Origin of the sequence: Novosphingobium sp. fls2-241-R2A-195 (genome assembly GCF_030209485.1) — a bacterium.
Classification (GTDB): domain Bacteria; phylum Pseudomonadota; class Alphaproteobacteria; order Sphingomonadales; family Sphingomonadaceae; genus Novosphingobium; species Novosphingobium resinovorum.
The window spans coordinates 22986-42885 of sequence record NZ_JARVRY010000017.1 but is presented as its reverse complement, the minus strand read 5'-3'; the positions used below and the strand labels follow the sequence as shown (position 1 = coordinate 42885).

Annotated in this window: 16 protein-coding genes; 9 read left to right on the top strand and 7 right to left on the bottom strand. The window is 65.2% G+C overall.

Annotated features, from left to right (window positions below; translation table 11 throughout):
- The first annotated feature begins 3 nt into the window (after positions 1 to 3).
- From QRN25_RS13680 to QRN25_RS13670, 3 genes are all read left to right on the top strand, one after another.
- On the top strand, positions 4 to 1203 hold the full coding sequence (locus tag QRN25_RS13680; RefSeq protein WP_285019905.1) for a thiolase family protein: 1200 nt from the start codon (positions 4 to 6) through the stop codon (positions 1201 to 1203).
- Positions 1204 to 1320: 117 nt separating this feature from the next.
- Positions 1321 to 2685 carry an LLM class flavin-dependent oxidoreductase gene (locus QRN25_RS13675; RefSeq protein WP_285019904.1) on the top strand — a complete coding sequence of 455 codons (1365 nt, stop codon included), beginning with the start codon at positions 1321 to 1323 and terminating at the stop codon, positions 2683 to 2685.
- A gap of 104 nt (positions 2686 to 2789) precedes the next feature.
- Complete coding sequence (locus QRN25_RS13670) at positions 2790 to 3920, top strand: SMP-30/gluconolactonase/LRE family protein (RefSeq protein ID WP_502910466.1); 1131 nt, start codon at positions 2790 to 2792, stop codon at positions 3918 to 3920.
- 91 nt (positions 3921 to 4011) lie between these two features.
- On the opposite strand, the gene QRN25_RS13665 is transcribed toward QRN25_RS13670, so the two are convergent.
- The 4 genes from QRN25_RS13665 to QRN25_RS13650 are packed head-to-tail and all read right to left on the bottom strand — an operon-like array spanning position 4012 to position 8340.
- Positions 4012 to 5301: a hypothetical protein gene (locus tag QRN25_RS13665; RefSeq protein ID WP_285019902.1), complete on the bottom strand. Its 1290-nt coding sequence runs from the start codon at positions 5299 to 5301 to the stop codon at positions 4012 to 4014.
- A complete protein-coding gene (locus tag QRN25_RS13660) occupies positions 5249 to 6046 on the bottom strand; it encodes a sugar phosphate isomerase/epimerase family protein (protein ID WP_285019901.1) in 798 nt (265 codons plus the stop codon). Before QRN25_RS13660 ends, QRN25_RS13665 begins: the two co-directional genes overlap by 53 nt.
- Before the next feature lie 5 nt (positions 6047 to 6051).
- On the bottom strand, positions 6052 to 7218 hold the full coding sequence (locus QRN25_RS13655) for a sulfotransferase family protein (RefSeq protein ID WP_285019900.1): 1167 nt from the start codon (positions 7216 to 7218) through the stop codon (positions 6052 to 6054).
- Between the two features lie 3 nt (positions 7219 to 7221).
- Entirely contained in the window at positions 7222 to 8340 is a 1119-nt protein-coding gene (locus QRN25_RS13650; protein ID WP_285019899.1) for an LLM class flavin-dependent oxidoreductase, read from the bottom strand.
- Between the two features lie 133 nt (positions 8341 to 8473).
- Between QRN25_RS13650 and QRN25_RS13645 the strand changes: the two genes are divergently transcribed.
- Positions 8474 to 9589 (top strand): helix-turn-helix transcriptional regulator, encoded by a 1116-nt coding sequence (locus QRN25_RS13645; protein ID WP_285019898.1) that lies wholly within the window; start codon positions 8474 to 8476, stop codon positions 9587 to 9589.
- Positions 9590 to 9750: 161 nt separating this feature from the next.
- On the opposite strand, the gene QRN25_RS13640 is transcribed toward QRN25_RS13645, so the two are convergent.
- The 3 genes from QRN25_RS13640 to QRN25_RS13630 form a co-directional block, all read right to left on the bottom strand.
- A complete protein-coding gene (locus QRN25_RS13640; protein ID WP_285019897.1) occupies positions 9751 to 10653 on the bottom strand; it encodes a helix-turn-helix domain-containing protein in 903 nt (300 codons plus the stop codon).
- A 187-nt stretch (positions 10654 to 10840) separates the two neighbouring features.
- Positions 10841 to 11989, bottom strand: coding sequence for an acyl-CoA dehydrogenase family protein (locus QRN25_RS13635; protein WP_285019896.1), 1149 nt, complete (start codon positions 11987 to 11989; stop codon positions 10841 to 10843).
- Between the two features lie 2 nt (positions 11990 to 11991).
- A complete protein-coding gene (locus QRN25_RS13630; RefSeq protein WP_285019895.1) occupies positions 11992 to 13491 on the bottom strand; it encodes an acyl-CoA synthetase in 1500 nt (499 codons plus the stop codon).
- A gap of 218 nt (positions 13492 to 13709) precedes the next feature.
- On the opposite strand from QRN25_RS13630, the gene QRN25_RS13625 reads away from it, so the two are divergent.
- From QRN25_RS13625 to QRN25_RS13605, 5 genes are read left to right on the top strand one after another with little or no spacing between them, the layout of a single operon-like run.
- Positions 13710 to 15953 (top strand): TonB-dependent receptor, encoded by a 2244-nt coding sequence (locus QRN25_RS13625; RefSeq protein ID WP_285019894.1) that lies wholly within the window; start codon positions 13710 to 13712, stop codon positions 15951 to 15953.
- A gap of 16 nt (positions 15954 to 15969) precedes the next feature.
- Positions 15970 to 17202, top strand: coding sequence for a cytochrome P450 (locus QRN25_RS13620; RefSeq protein ID WP_285019893.1), 1233 nt, complete (start codon positions 15970 to 15972; stop codon positions 17200 to 17202).
- A 14-nt stretch (positions 17203 to 17216) separates the two neighbouring features.
- Positions 17217 to 18674 carry an aldehyde dehydrogenase family protein gene (locus tag QRN25_RS13615; protein ID WP_285019892.1) on the top strand — a complete coding sequence of 486 codons (1458 nt, stop codon included), beginning with the start codon at positions 17217 to 17219 and terminating at the stop codon, positions 18672 to 18674.
- Positions 18671 to 19099: a GFA family protein gene (locus QRN25_RS13610; RefSeq protein ID WP_285019891.1), complete on the top strand. Its 429-nt coding sequence runs from the start codon at positions 18671 to 18673 to the stop codon at positions 19097 to 19099. Before QRN25_RS13615 ends, QRN25_RS13610 begins: the two co-directional genes overlap by 4 nt.
- Positions 19100 to 19101: 2 nt before the next feature.
- Positions 19102 to 19899, top strand: a complete 798-nt coding sequence (locus tag QRN25_RS13605) for an SDR family NAD(P)-dependent oxidoreductase (RefSeq protein WP_285019890.1) — start codon at positions 19102 to 19104, stop codon at positions 19897 to 19899.
- Position 19900 lies beyond the last annotated feature (1 nt).

Genomic DNA, 19900 nt, shown 5'->3' with positions numbered 1-19900 from the left:
GCGATGGCGCGCAATCCGCTCAGGGACAAAGTCGCGATCGTCGGCATCGGCTCGACCCGGTACGGTCGTGACCTCGGACGCAGCGAACTGGCGCTGGGGCTAGAAGCGGCCGTCGCCGCCATCCGCGACGCTGGGATAAGCCCCGGTGAAATCGACGGCATTTGCGGCACCGGCATGACTCCGCTGGCGATGGGAGGCGCGGGCTTCCTCAGCCTGCAGGGCGCGTTGGGGATCGAACGCTGCACATGGGGCAAGAACGGCTGGCTCGGATCGGCGCTGGTCTTCACCGTGGAGGCCGTGTTTTCCGGCCTTTGCGACATGGCGCTGCTGGTCCAGGCGAACGTGCGCGGCGCGAACATGTCCCGCTCCGCCGCGCGCGACCCGTACCGGGCAAGGGCGGCGCGGTATGCCGACGTCGGCGGCGATGTCGGGCTCGGCGACTTCGCCAAGCGCTGGATTCATTCGGGCGAGCCCTATGCCGCGATCATGCGCCGGTACATGCACGATTTTGGCGTGGGCAAGAACGCATTCGCGATGATGGCGGTGAACTGCCGCACTCAAGGGACGGCCAACCCCGAGGCGATACTGAGACATCCGCTGTCGCTGGCCGACTACGAGGCGAGCCGCACGATCTGGGATCCGATGCAGATCGCGGACATGGACGTGCCGTGCGACTGCGCCGAGGCACTGGTCATAACCACTGCGGAGCGTGCCCGCGACTTGCGCAGGAAGCCGGTTTATGTCCACGCCATGTCGCTTGGTGGCACCCGGATCGGTGAATATTACGAGAATTTCGCGGGCTGGCGCGACAATTCGTTTCAGGTCGCCCATCGCGGACTGTGGGAGCGCAGCGAACTCTCGCTCGCCGACATCGACCTGTTCTACCCTTACGACGGGTACACGATGGACGCGGTCGCGATCACCGAGGCGGCGGGATATTGCGGCATCGGAGAGGCGACCGACCTTTTCCGGTCCTCGTGGGATGCCTCGCGCAACCTGCTGATGCTGGACGGCCGCGTGCCGGTCATGACCGGCGGTGGCGGACTTTCGCATGGCCGGGCGGGCGGCGCCAATCTCTATGCGGAGGCTGCACGGCAACTGCGCGGCGATCTGGGCGAAAGGCAGGTGCCCGGGGCAAGCGCAGCGCTGATCTCCATCGGCAGCTTCTTCCATGACCCCTCCGCCGTCGTCCTGCGCGCCTGACGATGGGGCGGCAGACGAACTGCAGGTGTGGTTGGACGTCCGGCACGGCGGGTTTGTTGGACCGTCCGGAAGGAAGTGGCCTAATCCGGCCTTAACGATCGGGAGCGGTGTTTCGACATGAAGACCAACAAAGGACACATGAAGCTGGGCGCCTTCTGCGGGGGCAGCTATCATCAGGCGGGATGGCGCCATCCGGATGCCGACAATGCGTTCGGCCATGACTTCTCCCGCTGGGTCGAGCTTGCACGCAAGCTGGAGGCGGCCAAATTCGACATGATGTTCATCGCCGACACCGCCTCGCCCAGCGATGCGGAAAACCCGGATGTCTTCCGGTACATCAGCGGTGGGGACAGTTTCGAGCCGATGACCCTGCTGGCGGCGCTGTCTGCGCACACTACGCACCTGGGCCTCGCGGCGACGATCGCCACGTCCTATCGTCCGCCTTACGACGCGGCGCGCGAAATCCTTTCGCTGGACCGGATCAGCGGCGGCCGCGTGGGCTGGAACATCGTTACCGGCATTTCTCCCGACGATGCCGCGCAATATGCCGACCAGACTTTCGTGCCGCAGGAGCAGCGCTACGCTCGGGGCGAGGAATTCGTCGACGTCGTGCTCAAGCTCTGGGACAGCGTGGAGCCGGGCGCCTATCCGCGCGACAAGGAGGGCGGTGCCTACAAGGACCTCGACCGCATCCACCTGATCAACCACGTCGGCCGGCATTATCGGGTGCGGGGGCCGCTCAAGGGCGTCGCCTCGGCGCAGGGCCGACCGCTGCTGATCCAGGCGGGTCAGTCCGAGGAAGGGCGGGCGATGGCCTCGCGCGTGGCGGAAGCTATCTTCACCGCGCAATCGACGTTCGAGCAGGCGCAAGCGTTTCGCGACGACATCCGCCGCCGGGCCGTTGCCTGGGGGCGCAACCCGGATCACGTCAAGGTCATGCCCGGGGCGCTCGTCGTGGTCGGCGAAACGCGCGAGGAAGCGCAGGACAAGTGGGCGGAACTCGACACCCGCATCGATCTGCGTGCGGCACGAGCAAGACTCCAGCTGGCCCTGAAGGCCTATGATCTGAGCGGCCACGATCTCGATGCACCGTTCCCCGATGTTCCGCCGGAATCGGTCATCAGCCGGGGACGGCATCACGTCGAGGCCGCAAAGCGGGAGGGCCTGACCTTGCGGGAGGTGCTTATCCGCTCGTCCGCCTCCAACGCGCATTTTGCGGTGATCGGAACGGTCAAGGATGTCACCGACGAACTGCAGCACTGGTTCGAGGGTGGCGCGTGCGATGGCTTCAACATCATGCCGGCGGTCAATCCGGTGTCTTTCGAGGAATTTATCGAAAGGGTCGTTCCCGAACTCCAGCGACGAGGGCTGTTTCGTACGGAATACGAAGGGCGCACGTTGCGTGAAAACTTGCAGGTGCCGGCCGATCTACTGCCTTTGCTGGATGCTGAGGTGCACGAAGCAACATCGCTGGCGGGCTGAGAGGTCGCGCCTTTTGCTTTCACATTAATGGCATTCCTGGGGAGGAATCGGCTCGTCGCATCGCTGATCGGCGAGCCGTCTTTTCCTGTGAAACTGGAGATTTCATGGACTATATTAGATATTTAGTCCTTGCGGGGGGCATCCTTACCGCCCTGTTTTTTAACGTGTCATCAGCTACGCCCGGGCATGCCGCTTCCGCATCCCCTGAGTCATGTAAACTCACGGGCGAACTGAGGCCTTATTGCGGCGTTCCTTTCCCCGAGGATCTTGAGCCTATCCCCGGGACGCACAGTGTAATTGCCAGCGACATGCACCTGAAGGCTGGGCCCACGGGCATAGAGCCGCAGCCGGGTGTATTGAAGCTGGTCGATCTTGAGAACGGTATGGTCACGCCGCTCTATCCTGCTGTCTCGACGGCTCGAGGGCGGCTGGGCTGGGGTGATCCGGCGTGTACGCAGGAAATCGGGAAGGCGTTGCTGCCCCACGGTATCCACCTCTCGCGTCGGCAGGACGGCGCGTGGCAGCTTCTCGTCGTCAATCACGGAAGCCGGGAGTCGGTGGAGTTTCTGGAACTTCTGCCGAGGGGCAAGCGATGGTTCGCGCGGTGGCGTGGCTGCGTCGTCGCGCCCGCTTCCAGCCATCTGAATGACGTTGCGGCCCTGCCGGGCGGAGGGTTTCTCGTATCGACGATGCACATGGGCAACAGCGCGGCGACGCGCGAGGCCGCCAGTCGTGCCGCCAAAGGCGAGAACACAGGTTTTCTGTGGCGTTGGTCACCGGGCAGCATGATCGCGCGCCAGCCTGGAAGCGATACTCCGATGCCTAACGGAGTGCAGGTCGATCATGCCGGCCGATACGCCTATATCAATACGGCAAGCCAGGGCGGTGACGTGCGCAAACTCGACCTCGCCAGCGGACAGGTGGTCGCGACTGTGGCGGTGCCGAACCCCGATAACGCATCATGGACGATGACCGGCCGCTTGCTTGTGGGAGGTGTTGCGGCCGGACCGAAGCCGATGGCGTGCTTCGCCGATCCTGCAGCGCCCTGCCCGGTGCCCTCGGAAGTCTACGAGATCGATGTAAAGGCGATGACGGCGCAACGCATCTTTGCTCACACCGGCGCGCCGCTCAATGCTGCTACGGTGGCGGTGCAGGCTGACGACGACCTGCTGATCGGCAGCTGCTTCGGGAACAGTTTTGTCGCAGTCAAAGGCGTCTTCCGGGCCGATGAATGACGCTAGGGTTCAGGAGAACAAACCTGACCAAATCAAGATTGCACTTGAAACCCTCCGGATTGCGTACCGTGCAGCGACTGATGCGAGATCGTCAGATACCGTAGCGACGTTTGATTGCACGGTAGCGATCACGCCGCATCTTCTCGCGCTCGGCGGGAGTGACGTATGCTGTATCGCCGGGAAGGTGGTCCAACAGGTTTTCGCGTGCGACGAGCTTTGTACGAAACTGCGCAGCGTCCTGCGTAAGCAGGTTGCGGTACGTCAGGTTGCCCTCGCGGAAGCCCTGGGTGTCCAGCCAGTTATGGACGCCCGGATCGTCGTGAGCGAGCACCAGGCGCACAACTCCGTCGGTATCGATGTGCGTGCGGCCGGGCGTGTAGCTGACCGGCCGGTACAGGAAATCCATCGAGCCCATGAAGGCGCCCCCCATGCCGAAAATCCAGAAGCCGGGGTGCATGTCCATCTCGACGATAAGCGCCTCGTCCGGTTCCAGTTTCCAGACCATGTGCGCAGCCATGCGCCCGCGCTTCACGTCAGCAGCATCGTTGGCGATCCGGCCTGAAGGAAACGCATTGAGCGCGTTTGGATCGCATACCCCGTGCGATGTTTGCCATGCATGTTCGGGCCAGTCGCGCATCACGCCAGTGATGAACGTTCCAGCCCATTCCATCGCCTCGATCATACGCCCCGGCGTGGGGAGCGGCCTTGCCCCTGCCATGTCGAGGGCTTCGATGGTGAGGGTCGTGGGCGTTTCGTCCCAGTCGTCGAAAGCCTCGCGAATGAACAACTTGCGACTGCCGGCAGTGGTGGGGAGCCAATTGCATGGCCGTGGAGCACCGCCAACGAACAGTTCGAAGTCGCCCTGGGCATCGCCTTTGATCTGTGACCCAAGGATGTTGCATTGGGGAATGTCGCCGAAGGGCTCGTGAAGGGATCGCCAGTCAGTATCGGGGATCGTGGCCGGGCGAGGGCCTTGGACGGTCACGTTGAGCCAGCGTGCGCTGCCCTTGCGGCCGGTGATGCGATAGGTCCGGCTTCCGTCGATCCATGCCTGACGATAGGTGAAGTCGGCAAGGTCGCCGCCAAGCTTTCGGGTCGGCGTGACGAAGGGGTGAATCTGAGGGAATGCGGGGTCGCGGGTTTCCAGCGCAAGATCGAAGGCCTGGCCCAGGTTCTGTGTCAGGAAACGGAAGGCATCGGCCCGCTGCAGCGGATCGGCGGGATTGGCATTCTTGAAGGTCGCGAGCCCCGCGTCCTTGAGGTCGTTGCAGAACTTCTCCCATGCCACACGCAATGATGTGTCGTCCGGTCCATCGCCACAGGCCATTTCAGGCTCCAAGTTTATCGAGCAGGTCAGAAAGATAGTGGGCGGCACGCGCACAGGCTTCGCGCGCACCCTCGGCCGCGATGCGTGGACCGACCAGTTCGAGATCGAACAGGCCGGAGTATCCGAGATCCAGCACATCGCGCAGAATGGCCTCGAGCGGGATTGAGCCGTCTCCCGGCACCGCGCGGCAGGGCGTGCTACGATCGCCGAGAACGTAGTCGCTGACCTGGACGAGCGCAGTCAGAGGCATGGCCCGGGCAAGGTTGCCGTGCAAGTCGGCTTCGGTCCAACATGCATGCAGTTCCGCGCAGATGCCGATACCCGCGATTTGGGCAAGGCGGGTCGCATCGGGCAGGGTATGGGCCATGTGAATGTCCGCATTGAGCGCTGAGCTATTCTCAACCAGCAGGCGAATGCCGGCATTTCTCGCAGCATCGCGGCAGGGCGCCAGCAGGTCGGCGAAGCGCATTGCGCCCTCGTCCCAGGACAATGTGCCGCGTCCTCCGGTAAGAAGATAGATCGCAGGCGCGCCAAGTTCGCTTGCGATCTCGATGCTGTCGAGGAGCTTTTCGGCGGCGGTGCCGTCATCGCTTTCGAGGTTCGGGTGTACCGCGAAGAGATGGTTGATGCAGCCGACTTTCACTGGGCTCTGTTTGATGCTCGATCGGCTTTCCTTCGTCTGCATGCAAGGCGCGGCCAGAGTGCAGTGCTGCACGCCGATGCTGCAGCAGAAATCAAGGAATACCGCCGTGGGGTCGGCGATGAAAGCCACCTGATGCAGACTGATGCGGGGATGCACCGGCCTTATCCGCGCACTTCGACGGGAACGCCGAATCGCTCGCGGAACGGGGCGAACTCGTCATTGAGATCGCCGATCGCATAGCCGGCATCGACAAGAACCTGTGTAGAGTAGTGGAACTTGCCGTGGCGATCGCCACGGTTATCGGCAAGGTAGGCGCGCATGGCCTGTTCTTGCCGCGCGCCGAATTCGCGTTTCGCGAAGCCGTAGTACCCACGCAAGGTGCCGATGGGGTCTGCGACGAAATCGGTGTAACGTACGTGATGGATGCGGGGGTCGTTTACCAGCGGATCACTCATGGTATGGCCGATTGACCAGCGCACACGTTCGAGGTGTGCCTGAGCTTCCTTTACCAGATCAATCTGGCCGACGATGCCTTCCATGATGTCCGCCATCATCATCGTCGAACTGGCGGCAACCATCACCGGGTCGCGGTGCAGCCAGACCAGCGTGGCGTCGGGATAAGTGTCGAAAAATGCCTTGAGGCGGGTGGTGTGAAAACCCTTGAGCACCCAGTATTTCGGCTGGCGACGGTACTGGAAAGCCTGCAACATGGCCTTGTGGATGCGGTACTGCGCCGGTGCATCGGTCGGGAGACCCATGGCCAGGTTTTGCATCGGCACACGCCACCAGGCGGTCGGCGTCATGACGCGAAAATCGAAGGCCCAGGTCCGCTCGTCCTCAGGCAGGCCGTTGCCGAGCATGTCGTTATAAGGGTGGCAGTGTAGCCACTTGGCCATCTTGGCATTGATCTCCCGCCATTCGGCGTCGGCAAGGAGATAGCGCGCATCTGCTCCCTCTATTGTTCCCGGTGGTGGCGAGGGGTGCATGACTTCGGCGAAGCGCAATGCCCGGGCATCGGGGTCGACCGACATGAGCGCGTGCATAAGCGTGGTCCCCGATCGCGGCTCGCCACTGGCGAACATCGGGCGCTCGATCACTTCGGCGGCCAGCGGAAACCTGTTGCGGTCATCGAAGAAGCGCAGGCGGTCGGTAAGCAGCCAGCGGATATTTTCTGCCGCCGCCTGCCGTCCGGGCTCGTCCATCGGAATGGATTGTATATGCGCAACGGCAAGCGTGAAGCGCTCCTGGAAGCTGTCGTCTGCCCAGTCGGACAGGCCAGTTTCAGCCATCGCATTTTCCAGCAATTGCTGCGCGTCGAGCCGGGCCACCGTTCAGCCTTCCACCAGTCGGGCGATCTCGTCCTCGGTCTCACGGACTTTGGCGGCGGAACTCGCGGCGAATTTCATGCCGCCCATCGCGCCGTACTCCATCAATTTGTAGACGCGCATCCCGGCATCGGCGAAGCCCTTGATCCTCAATGCGACTTCCTTCGGTGTACCGACAGGCAGGATGTCGCGGATGGCCTGCGGGTTCATCTCGTCGCAGAATTTCAACATGGCTTTGCGGCTGAGCTTTACGGGGTCGAAATCCATGATGCCGCGCCAGTCCGGCCCCATCGGGTGATCGTGGCCAAACTGCGCCAGATCCTTTGCGGTAATCATGAGCACGATCGATTTGACCATCGGCGCGCGCAACATTTCGTCGATCTCATCGGGCTCGCCGATTAGCGCCATCTGGGTGATCGCCGGGGTGAACTGGCTCATGTCCCGCCCTGCCGCCTCGCCTGCGTCAAGGATTAGCTTGAGCTTGGCTGCATAGTCCTCGGGCGTCCAGGAGCCTGCTGGCCACCAGCCGTCCGCCTCGCGCCCGGTGATGCCAAGCATTCTCGGCCCTGCGGCTCCCAGCCAGATCGGCGGCGGCTTACCTTCGTAAAGCTCGGTGTCCATCCGCGCGTGGTGGAGGTGGAAGAAGTCGCCTTCGAAATCGACTGGTCCATCCGAGTGCCACAGCAGCTTGATGACCTTGATAGCCTCTTCCAGCCTGCCGACCGGCTTCGCGAAATCGAAACCATAGGGCACGATGTTTTCCAACTCGCCCGAGCCGAGCCCAAGGATAAACCGGCCTTTCGACAGATGGCTTACGGTCAGGGCAGATTGCGCCAGGAGCGAAGGATGTCTGCGTACCGTATCGACCACCGTAGTCGCGATCGGGGTGTTCCGCGTCAGCACGGCGGTGGCCGCACTGACCGCGATACCGTCCAGATGTCGGTGCGGGCTGGGCGAGGAGATCGCGAGATCGGTGAACTCCGGCGTCCAGATCGAATCTGGCCAAAAGCTGACCATGTGATCGGGCAGCCAGATCGAATGGTAGCGACCCGAATCGTACTCGCCCGCCATGTCGATGCCGAGCGGCAGGGTCGTGCGCAGGAAGGCGGCGGGCCGGACTTTCATCGGATAGTCACATTCATCGGCTCATCCTCTTGCGGTGCATCGTGGGTACGATGCGTGCCTTTCGGCCCTTTGTTCGATGACCATGGGTGGTCTAGGCACCGGGTGAAGCAAATTCCCATTTGGGGATGAGGCGATGCCCGGAGAGAGCCTGACGATCGAACATCTGATCGCCCCGCTGATCGGCGGGCTGGTGGAATATCCGCCCTGGCGCGCGTTCCTCGACGTCTTGCGGGCTGAGGTTGCGGGTGATTATGCCAGCCTCGTATTCCGTCCGCTGCCGCTGGGGACGCCTGAGGCGCGGGTGATCCACCTCTATTCCGGCGCGCCATCGCCAGCGCCGGTTTCGCGTCTGTATCGCGAGGACCTCTATCTGCGCGATCCGATGCCTTATCACGAGATGGTGGAGGGGCGCACGTACCGGCTCGATCAATTGTTGCATTTCGGGGAGCCGGCGCATGACGCCTATCTCACCCAGTTGCTGGTACCTTCCGGCATGAATCATATGCGCATGATCCGCTTTGCCGCACGAGAGGGCACTAGCGGCTGGATCACGGTGACCCGGCGCAATGGGGAGTTCGACGCAGAAGTGGATCGTCTGCTCGAAGCGATGGCGCCGTATATGCGTGCCGCGCTTGGCAGCTTCGTGGCGTTGGAGCGTGAGCGGATGACCGCGACCGTCACGCAAGAAGCGGTTCGTCGGATGAGTTTCGGGTGGCTCACCCTTGACGGAGAAGGGCGCGTTCTCGATGCTGATGCGCATGGTTCGCGCATGCTGGACGCGGGTAATCGCATAGCGCGGGGCAGAGACGGCAAGCTGACGGCCCATGACACGGCGCTGCGTCGCCAACTACTTGCCGCGGTGCGCGAACTGGCGGTTGACCCACAAGCGCCGCCACAGGCGATCGTGCTTGCGCGTGAACCGTGGCTCGACCTGCTTATGCTTCCGTCCGGGCAGCGGACGGGAACGACACAGGCGGCGCCGGCGATCGTGTGCTACCTCCATGCCGACAACTGGTCCTCGACCGACTGCTGCAATCAACTAGCCCAACTGTTCGACCTCACCCCGAGTGAGGCGCGGCTGGCGTTGGCGTTGAGTCGCGGCATGTCGATTGCAGAGGCCGCCGGACAAGTGGGCCTGACGGTTGAATCGGCGCGCACCTATTCCAAGCGGATTTACGCCAAGACCGGCGCGCGAAGTCATGCAGACCTCGTGCGGTTCATTCATCGCTCGGTACTGGTCATCGCGTGAAACGGCATGGAACCGTGCAGCTAAATTTCACCGATCATTTTTCAGATAAAATCTTTTATCAAAAAATTGATTTTTCTGCTTAAATACATCTTATTATTTCAATGCGAAGGCGTCGAACCATCGAGATCCTCGATCGAGGATGTCGATGGCTTGATATGACATCATGACAACTCAATTGATGTTCTTCCGCTACGATAGCGCGACGGCGTTTCCCCGCAGAACTTTAGGAATGCCCTGTTGAAGCTGCTCTGGCTGCCGAAGCCCAGCAGTTCCGCGATCACGTTCATCGGCGCATCGGACTGTGCCAGCATCTGCTGCGCGCGCTCCAGCCGGGTCTTGAGCACGAACTGGTGCGGCGTCATGTTGGTCGCCTTGCGGAACACGCGGCACAAGTGCGACGGGGTGATGCCGGCGTCGGCGGCCATCTTCTCCAGGCTGTGCTCCGCCTCGGGGTGGCGGCGGATGGTATCCATCATGTGGTGGATGCGGTAAGAGGAGAACGCCGAGACCGGGAAGTCCGCCGCCGTCGTGCGGGCAGGGCCGCGAACCATATGCGCCTTCAGCGCATCGATCAGCGAGGCGACGTAGATGTCGCGGGCACCCGATTCCGGCTCGTAGAGTTCCGCCAGGATCTGCCGCGAGAGGGCGGAGCCGAGCGGGTCGTTGAAGGCGAAGCGCATGCGCGAGAACTGGTCGAGCACCGAGGCCGAGCGCAATTCGTCGGAATCGATGCTGAGGGTGATGACGTCCAGTTCGCCATCGACCAGCCAGCGCGTCTGCATCGTCGCGGGCACGATGGTCGCTGCGCCGGGGTAGGCGGCGTCGTCGCTCCAGCCGTCGCGGTCCCAGGTGCGCACGTTCGCCTTGCCTGCCAGTTGCACCACGAACAGCGGGTCGGGCAGGCCGGGCAGGGCATAGCTGCCCACGAACTGGCGCCAGCGGCTGAAACGCCAGCGACCGTCGCTCGATTCCAGGCTGACCTCGGGGCCGCGCCGCAGGGTGTCGGCGATGATCGCCTCGCCGTGCCACGCGGCGGGCGACGCGATGTCGCATGCGGCGATCATCGCGGCGCGCCCTCAGCGGTGGCTCGCGATCGCTGCTCGGGGTAGATCGTGACGATTGCGTCCATTGTCATCCTTTTCCCGGTCCGGCAGCCAGGGCTGCTCTTTCGATCCGGACAGGGTAACGCAAAATCCGCGTAACACCTTGTCGAAAATGCGCATCGATTTTGACGTTTCTTGATCAGCCGGACTACGGCACTCCCCGTTCGTCCAGCCCCATGCCGCGCGCCACGATCTCCAGCATGATCTCGTTCGATCCGGCGAAGATGCGGCTGATGCGCGCGTCGGTGTACATGCGGCTGATGCGGTACTCGTCCATGTAGCCCGCGCCGCCGTGGAACTGGACCCCCAGGTCGGCGGCCTCGCCCTCCAGTTCGCTGGCCACCAGCTTGGCGGCCGCCGCGTCCTCGGGCGTCAGGCGCGCGGCATTGGCTAGGAGCACCAGCTGGTCGATCCACGCCTGCGCCGCGTCGATCCGGCTGCGCAGCGCGGCAAGGCGGAAACGGTTGTGCTGGAACAGGCCGACGGGGCGTCCGAAAGCGGTGCGCGTCGCCGCGAAGTCCAGCGTCAGCGCCAGCGCGGTCTGTGCCGCCGCGATGCTGGCGATGGCTGCGATCAGCCGCTCGGTGGCAAGGAAGCGCATCAGCGCGGGCAGGCCCGCCTCGGGGTCGCCGAGCACGTTGTCACCGGGCACTTGTACGTCGTTGAAGAACAGCTCGGCGGTATCCTGCGCTGCGAGGCCCATCTTGCCCAGCTTCCCGCCCCGCTCGAAGCCCTCCATGCCGCGTTCGACGATGAACAGGCCCAGCGTCTTCTCTCCCGTGCGCGCGGCGACGACCACCGCGTCGGCAAGGATGCCGTTGGAGATGTAGGTCTTGGCGCCGGTCAGCCGCCAGCCGTCGCCCTCCCGGACGGCGCGGGTGCGGATCGCCCGCAGGTCGCTTCCGCCGCCGGCCTCGGTCATCGCGATGGCCAGGATCGTCTCGCCCGAGACCACGCGCGGCATCAGCCGGCCCTGTAGGGCCGGCGTTCCCAGCGCGGCGATGTAGGGGGCGACGAGATTGCTGTGCAAGTGCAGGTAGAACCCCGGCTCGCCGCCGCGCACGTTCTCCTCGATGACGATCTGGTCGAAGCGCAAGTCGGCCACGCCCGCGCCGCCGTGGGCGGGATCGGCCCAGAGGCACAGCAGCCCGGCATCTCCGGCCTTGCGGTACACCTCGCGCTCGACGATGCCTTCGCGCCGCCAGCGCTCGGCGTGGGGAGCGACTTCGGCAGCCATGAACCGCGCGACCGAGGCGCGGAACAGGTCGTGTTCCTCCGCGAAGATCAGGCGTTGCACGGTCAGCGGGCCTTGAACTCGTCGATCAGCTTGCGCTTCATGAGCTTTCCGGTGGGCTCACGCGGAAGTTCGTCGCGGAATTCGAACGTCTTCGGCGTCTTCACGCTGCCCAGCGCGGCGCGGGCGAAGGCGCCGAGTTCCTCCGCAAGCGCAGGGCTGGCGGCTACCCCATCGGCGGCGCGAACGATGGCGAGGACGCATTCGCCCATCTCCTCGTGCGGCACGCCGATGACCGCCACGTCGGCGACCTTGGGGTGGGTGATGAGGTGGTTTTCGATCTCTTGCGGGTAGATGTTCACCCCGCCCGAGATGATCATGAAACTGCGCCGGTCGGTGAGGAACAGATAGCCATCCGCATCGACGTGGCCGACGTCGCCCAGCGTCGCCCAGCCCCGGTCGTTGTGGGCTGTAGCGGTCTTCTGTGGATCGTTGTGGTAGACGAACGATGGCCCATCGGCGAAATAGACGTCGCCGGTCTCCCCGGGGGGCAGTTCGCGGCCTTCGGGGTCCAGCACCTTCACTTTGCCCAGCACCGCCTTGCCGACCGAGCCGGGCCGCTCCAGCCACTCGGCCGAGGACAGCGCGGTGATCCCGCAGCATTCGGTGCCCGAGTAGTACTCGTGGACGATCGGCCCCCACCAGTCGATCATCGCCTGCTTGACCGGCACCGGGCAGGGCGCGGCGGCGTGGATGACCGCGCGCAGCGAGGAATGATCGTGGCGCGCGCGGGCTTCGGGCGGGAGTTTCAGCAGCCGTACGAAGTGCGTGGGCACCCATGTGGCATGGGTAATGCGGTGGCCCTCGATGAGCGCGAGTGCTTCCTCGGCATCGAAGCGCTCCATGATGACCACGGTGCCGCCGAGCCGGTGGATCGTCATCGCCCAGCGCAGCGGCGCGGCGTGGTAGAGGGGAGAGGTGGAGAGGTACACGGTGTCCTCGCCCATGCCGTAGAGCGCGGTGCCCATCGTTTCCAGCGGCGTCGTCTCGTCCAGCGGGCCTTGCGGCAGCGGCGGCTGCACGCCCTTGGGACGGCCCGTGGTGCCCGAGGAATAGAGCATGTCGGTGCCCGCGCTTTCGTCCGCCACTGGGGTTTCGGGATAGTGCGCGATCGCGCTGCGCCAGCGGCCGGCATCGTAGCTTTCCACCCCGGGCGCATCGCGCAGGGCCTCGGCGGCGAGGGTTGCGAGGCGGTCGGAGTGGACCAGCAGGCGCGCGCCCGAATCGCGCAGGATGTAGGCGATATCGGCCGCGCCCAGCTTGGTCGAGATGCTGGTGAGGTAGAGCCCGGTGCGCTGCGCGGCCCAGGCGACGTCGAAGATCGCGCTCTCGTTATCCATCAGCAGCGCCACGACATCGCCGCGCTTCGCGCCGAGGTGGCGCAGCAGGTGGGCGCCGCGATTGGCGGCGGCTTCCAGTTCGCCGTAGCTGACCGTTTCTCCCGTCGCCGGAATGACGAGGGCGGGGCGCTGCGCATCGCTGAGGGCGAAGGGCCTGGGGTGCATCGATGAAACCTCTCTCGGGCAAGTTCGGGCGCGGACTCTGTCGATCCGCCGTCGCCGCGACATTGGGGCGCAAGAGGGCGAGGGCTCAAGGCGAGCGCAAGAAATGACAAAAACGGGATCAAGCCCGGTTAAAGCCATGGAGGCCCGCAGCGGCTAGTCATGGGGCAACCCGACGAAGCCCCTGAGATGAAAAACGGGGCGAGGGAGGAGAGGTAGAAATGAACATCACCAAGGCTGGAATCGCGTCCGTCATCCTGTGCTGCGGCGTTTCCAACATCGCGCTGGCGCAAGAGGCGACGCAGGCTCCGCAGGCCAGCGAAGCGGTTGCCGGAGACATCATCGTCACCGCGCAGCGCCGCTCGCAGTCGCTGCTCGACGTGCCGCTGGCGATCTCTGCGCTGGGCGGTGACGCACTGGAATCAAAGGGAATTACCAACTCCGCCTCGCTGGCGACGGCAGTGCCGAACCTGCAGGTCAGCAGCTCGTTCGGCCGCACCCAGCCCAACTTCTCGCTGCGCGGCATCAGCGTGGCTAACGAGTTTAACTCCAACCAGGCATCGCCGGTCGGCGTCTACATCGACGACGTCTACATCGCCGCCCGCACCAGCCACGGCATGGGTCTGTTCGACCTCGACCGCGTCGAGGTGCTGCGTGGCCCGCAGGGTACGCTTTTCGGCCGGAATACGACCGGCGGCGCCATCAATTTCATCACGCGGCAACCGGCACTCAACGGCACTCAAGGCTACCTTCAGGCGGGCTACGGCAACTACAACACGTTCAAGGCGCAGGGCGCGGTAGAGACAACCATGGTCGAGGATGAACTCGGCCTGCGCATCGCCGCGAACTACGAAAAGGGCGATGGGCAGATCCGCAACGTCTACCCCGGCGGCCGCGACGCCAACAGCGTGGACTCGCTGCAGGGCCGCGTCGCCCTGCGCGCCAAGCCCGGCAACGGCGCCGTCGACATCAAGATCCGCGCCTATGCCGGACGCGATCGCGGCACGCAGGCGACCCCGCTCGGCATCCCGAGCGAACGCGCCGCATCGAACCTCGGCTTCTTCGAGATCAACGAGAACCGCGTCGGCCTCAGCCGCACCGATGCATGGGGCATCGCGGGCAACGTCTCGGTGGAGCTGAGCCCCACGGTCACCTTCACCTCGATCACATCGTATGACGGCGGCAAGCTCGATCTCGATCAGGCGGCTGATGGATCGCCCAACGATGTGCTCGACATCACGTGGCAGTCCGGCTTCCGCCAGTTCAGCGAGGAAGCGCGGATCAACTACGAAGGCGATGCGCTGAAGCTGGTGGGCGGCCTGTTCTACGGCTGGGACCGCACCGTCACCGACAACCGCTTCAACATCGGCAGCGCGCTGGGCGCGGGCGTCGACGGCGGGTTCTTCCAGCACTACCGCCAGAGCCGCCGCTCCTACGCCGCGTTCCTTCAGGGCGATTACGACCTGACCGACAAGCTCGTCCTGACGCTGGGCGCGCGCTACACCTGGGATCGCGGCAAGTACCGCGACGGCTACGCTTTCCTCTTCGCGGGCGGCGTGGACGATGCGATGACGCCGATCGCCTCCACCGTGCCGTGCAGCGGCGCGCCGGGCACCTGCGCCTACGACCCGAACGCGCGCTTCAACCTCGACGGCAAGAACAACGCGCTGACCGGCCGCGCGGCGCTGAGCTACACCTTCGACAACGGCCTTCTGGTCTATGCCAGCTACAGCCGCGGCTATCGTTCGGGCGCGTTCAACGGCGGCAGCTACACCTCCTCGGCGGGCGTCAACTACGTGGAGCCTGAGCGCGTCAATGCCTACGAGGCGGGCGTGAAGGGCCGCCTGCTGGGCAACATGCTGACGCTGTCGGCCGCCGGGTTCTACTACGACTACACCAACCAGCAGGTGCAGGACTTGCGCGCCGGGCCGGTCAACTTCCTCGTCAACGCGCCCAAGGCGGAAGTCTACGGCGGCGAGATCGAGGCGACGCTGCGCCCCGCGCCCGGCTTCACCATCAACGCTTCGGGCGGCTATCTCCACGCGACCTACAAGGAACTGTCGCTGCAGGGCGTCGATCTGTCCGGCAACGCGCTGCCCTTCGCCCCGCGCTGGACCGCGCAGTTCGGAGTGGACTGGAAGGTGTTCGACACCGGACGCGACAGCGTGACTTTCTCGCCCTCGGTCAACTACTTCAGCCGCCAGTATTTCTCGCCCTTCAACACGACAGACGTTGCGGGCACCGGACAGGTCAATTCCGAACTGCAGCAGGGCGCCTATGCCAAGGTCGATGCGGCGCTCGCCTGGCAGCATGACAACATCGAACTGCGCGGCTGGATCAACAACGCCTTCAACCGCAAGGTTCTGGCCTATGGCCTCGACCTGCGCGGGGCGGGGTTCAACTACAACCTGCTCGTCCCTGCCGCGCCGCGTACCTACGGCGTGACCGCGCGCGTCAGCTTCTGAGCGGGAGCCGCGCGTCATGACCGAAGCTCTCACCACGCCGGACCTGAAGGACCCCGACCTCTATCTGGACCGGGCACCGCATGACGTGTTCGACCGGCTGCGCACCGCGCAGCCGGTCTACTGGAACCCCGAAAAGGACGGGGCGGGGTTCTGGTCGCTCACCCGCTATGCCGATATCGTCGAGGTATCGCGCAATCCGGCGCTGTTCTCGTCCGCCAGCGAGAACGGCGGCCACCGCATCTTCAACGAGAACGAAGTGGGCCTGACGGGCGCGGGGGAATCGGCGATCGGGGTGCCGTTCATCTCGATCGACCCGCCCACGCATACCCAGTACCGCAAGTTCATCATGCCTGCCGTAGCCCCGGGTCGCCTTGCCGGGATCGAAGAGCGCATCCGCGAGCGCTGCCTTGCGCTGGTGGACAAAACCCCGCTCGGCGAGCCGGTCAACATCGTGCCGCTGCTCTCCGCGCCGCTACCGCTGCTGACGCTGTGCGAGCTGTTCGACCTGCCCGCCGACATGTGGGTGAAGCTCTACGACTGGACCAACGCTTTCGTCGGCGAGGACGACCCGGACTTCCGCCAGAGCCCCGAGGCGATGGCGACGATCCTCGGCGAATTCATGGCCTTCTGCAGTCAGCTGTTCGAGGAACGCCGCGCCGCGCCGGGGCAGGATCTCGCCACACTGCTGGCGACGATGGAGGTGAACGGCAGCCCCGTCACCTTGCGCGAATTCACCGGCAACATGATTCTCGCGCTGGTCGGCGCCAATGAAACGACACGCAATTCGCTGAGCCACAGTATCGCCGCCTTTGCCGAAAACCCTGAGCAGTGGGACCGCATCCGCGCAGAACCGGACCTTCTGAAGAACGCGGTGCGTGAGATGGTACGGTACGCCAGCCCGGTCATGCACATGCGCCGCACCGCCATGGCCGATACCGAGATCGGTGGGCAGGCCATCGCCAAGGGCGACAAGGTCGTCATGTGGTACATCGCCGCCAACCGCGATGAGAGCGTGTTCCCCGATCCGCACCGCTTCGACGTGGGGCGCGGCAATATACAGCACCTCGGCTTCGGCACAGGACAGCACGTCTGCGTTGGCTCGCGACTGGCGGAAATGCAGCTGCGTGTCGCCTTCGGCATTCTGGCGGAGCGGGTGGCCGGCTTCGCGGTCCAGTCGCCGCCGCGCCGGTTCCGGTCCAACTTCATCAATGGCCTCAAGAACCTTGACGTGGTGCTGGAGCCAGCGTGACAGGAGATACGATTTTGCACGGTTTCGATGGTCTGGAACTCCCCGATCTGGCGCTGACGGCGGGCGGCGACCGGCTCGGTATCGCTGCGACGCTGCCCGATGTGGACCCGTGTTCGGAAAGCCCGTTCGCGGACATTCCGGTGGCCTCGGCATCGGATGTCGATCAGGTGGTGGAGGCGGCATGGCAGGCTTTCCGCGCGCCCGCATGGCGCGGCCTTGCCCCGCTGGCGCGCGAGCGGCTGCTGCACAAGCTGGCCGCTGCGATGGAAGCCGACCTGCCGCGCCTCGCCGCGCTGGAGGCGCTCGATACCGGCAAGCCCGTCAGCATTGTCGAGGCTGTGGACATTCCCGCCGCGATTTCCTGGCTACGCGCCTATGCGGGCTGGCCTTCGAAGCTGGCGGGCCGGGCGGGGACGCTTGCCGCTACGCCGGGCGACTATCACGTCTATTCGCGGCGTGAGCCGATCGGCGTCGTTGCCGCGATCACGCCATGGAATTTCCCGCTGGTTCTGGCGATGTGGAAGGTCGCCCCGGCGCTGGCGGCGGGCTGCACCGTCGTCCTCAAACCCGCGCCCGAAACCCCGCTCAGCGCGCTGCGGCTGGTCGAACTGGCGCGCATCGCGGGGCTTCCCGAAGGCGTGCTCAGCGTCGTCACCGGAGACGGCGCGACCGGTGCGGCGCTCGCCGCGCACCCGCGCATCGCGAAGGTGGCCTTCACCGGATCGACCGCAACCGGTCAGGCGATCCTCGCCGCTTCGGTGCCGGACCTCAAGCGCGTGACGCTGGAGCTGGGCGGCAAGTCGCCCTCGATCATCTGTGCCGATGCCGACCTCGCCAGCGCCATCCCGCAGGCGGCGATGGGGTGCTTCTTCAACTCGGGGCAAGTCTGCTACGCGGGGACGCGGCTCTACGTGCACCGCTCGGTCTACGACGAAGTGCTCGAAGGCATCGCCGCCGTCGGCAGCGCCCAGAAGCTGGGGCCGAGCGCCGACCGCTCCAGCCAGCTCGGCCCGCTCATCAGCGCCCGCCAGCACGCGCGCGTCACCGGCTTCGTCGAGCGGGCAAGGGCAGCCGGGATCGAGGCCATGCCGTCCGCCGCCGTGCTGCCCGAGCGTGGCTACTACCACGCGCCGACCGTGCTGCGGAATGTCCCCGCCGACGCCGAAGTGATGCGCGACGAAGTGTTCGGCCCGGTCCTCGCCACCGCGCCGTTCGACGATGTCGAGGAAGCCATCGCGCTCGCCAACGATAGCGCCTACGGCCTCGCCGCGCATGTCTTCACCCGCGATCTCGCCACCGCGCACCGGGCCTCCGCCGCGCTGGAGGCGGGCACCGTCTTCGTCAACTGCGTGATGCTGGCTGACCCGGCCTTCCCCTTCGGCGGCATGAAGATGTCGGGCATCGGGCGCGAGAACGGCAGCGAAGTGCTCGACGCCTATCTGGAACCCAAGTCGGTGGTGATGGCGCTGTGACCGAGCTTGGGACGAACGTGACCCACTTCGGCGGCTGCCTCTGCGGGCAGGTGCGCTATGCTTTCGAGGGCGAACCCTTGCTCGCCGCCGTGTGCCACTGCCGCCATTGCCAGCGGCAGTCCGGCAGCGCCTTTTCGCTGGTCATCGCGGTGACCGACGCGGCCTTCTCCCGGCAGGGCGAGACGCGGGTGTTCGAGGATATGGGCGAAAGCGGCCAGCCCGTTTCGCGCCACTTCTGCGGCACTTGCGGCTCGCCCATCGTCTCGATCGCGGGCGCGCTGCCGGGGCTGACGCTCATCAAGGGCGGCACCCTCGACGAACCGGGGCGCTGGACGCCCGCCCTCGAAGCCTATTGCGATGGCAGCCTGCCATGGCTCCCCCCCGTGGCCGCCGAGCGCCACGCCCGTTCCAATATCGGAGAATAACCATGCCGAGTGCCCTGTTCGACCTGACCGGCAAGACCTGCTGGGTCACCGGCGCCGCCTCGGGCATCGGCCGCGAAACGGCGCTGACGCTCGCCCGCCACGGCGCCAGCGTGATTGCCAGCGACCTCAACCTTGACGGCGCGCAGGAGACCGCACAGGCCTGCGGCGATGCGCTGGCACTGGCGCACGACGTCAGCGACGAGGCCGCCTGGGCGACTTGCGCCGCCGCTGTGCAGGAGCGCTTCGGCAAGCTCGACGTGCTGGTGAACAACGCCGGCATCATGATCTCGCGCCCGTTCTCGGAAGCCCCGGTGGAAATCCTGCGCCGCCAGAACCGCATCAACGTCGAGAGCGTCTACATCGGCATGCAGACCGCCGAGCCGCTGATGAAGGCCGCCATCGCACAGGGCGCGGCGGGGGCCTCGATCGTCAACGTCGCCTCGATCTACGGAAAGGTCGCGGGTGCGCAGTTCGCCGCCTACAGCGCCACCAAGGGCGCGGTGCGGGCGCTCAGCAAGGCGGTCGCCTACGAGTGGGCGAGCGCGGGCATCCGCGTGAACTGCGTGCTGCCCGGTCCGGTCCAGACCAACCTCGGCGCCGACTGGGAGCCGCCGGTGGATGCACAGGGCAATCCGATCCCGCCCGAAGTCGCGCTGGCGGCCTGGGCGTCGCTGATCCCGATGAAGCGGCTCGGCGTGGCGAGCGACATCGCGCCGATGATCGCATACCTTGCCAGCGACGCTGCCGCTTTCGTGACCGGCGCCGAATTCACCGCCGACGGCGGCTACACCGCAGCCTGAG

Bases quoted from the DNA above. Each gene is read 5' to 3' on its own strand.
- QRN25_RS13680 (WP_285019905.1), top strand. From the start codon at position 4: ATGGCGCGCAATCCGCTCAGGGACAAAGTCGCGATCGTCGGCATCGGC.
- QRN25_RS13675 (WP_285019904.1), top strand. From the start codon at position 1,321: ATGAAGACCAACAAAGGACACATGAAGCTGGGCGCCTTCTGCGGGGGC.
- QRN25_RS13670 (WP_502910466.1), top strand. From the start codon at position 2,790: ATGGACTATATTAGATATTTAGTCCTTGCGGGGGGCATCCTTACCGCC.
- QRN25_RS13650 (WP_285019899.1), bottom strand. From the start codon at position 8,340: ATGAAAGTCCGGCCCGCCGCCTTCCTGCGCACGACCCTGCCGCTCGGC.
- QRN25_RS13645 (WP_285019898.1), top strand. From the start codon at position 8,474: ATGCCCGGAGAGAGCCTGACGATCGAACATCTGATCGCCCCGCTGATC.
- QRN25_RS13640 (WP_285019897.1), bottom strand. From the start codon at position 10,653: ATGATCGCCGCATGCGACATCGCGTCGCCCGCCGCGTGGCACGGCGAG.
- QRN25_RS13630 (WP_285019895.1), bottom strand. From the start codon at position 13,491: ATGCACCCCAGGCCCTTCGCCCTCAGCGATGCGCAGCGCCCCGCCCTC.
- QRN25_RS13625 (WP_285019894.1), top strand. From the start codon at position 13,710: ATGAACATCACCAAGGCTGGAATCGCGTCCGTCATCCTGTGCTGCGGC.
- QRN25_RS13620 (WP_285019893.1), top strand. From the start codon at position 15,970: ATGACCGAAGCTCTCACCACGCCGGACCTGAAGGACCCCGACCTCTAT.
- QRN25_RS13605 (WP_285019890.1), top strand. From the start codon at position 19,102: ATGCCGAGTGCCCTGTTCGACCTGACCGGCAAGACCTGCTGGGTCACC.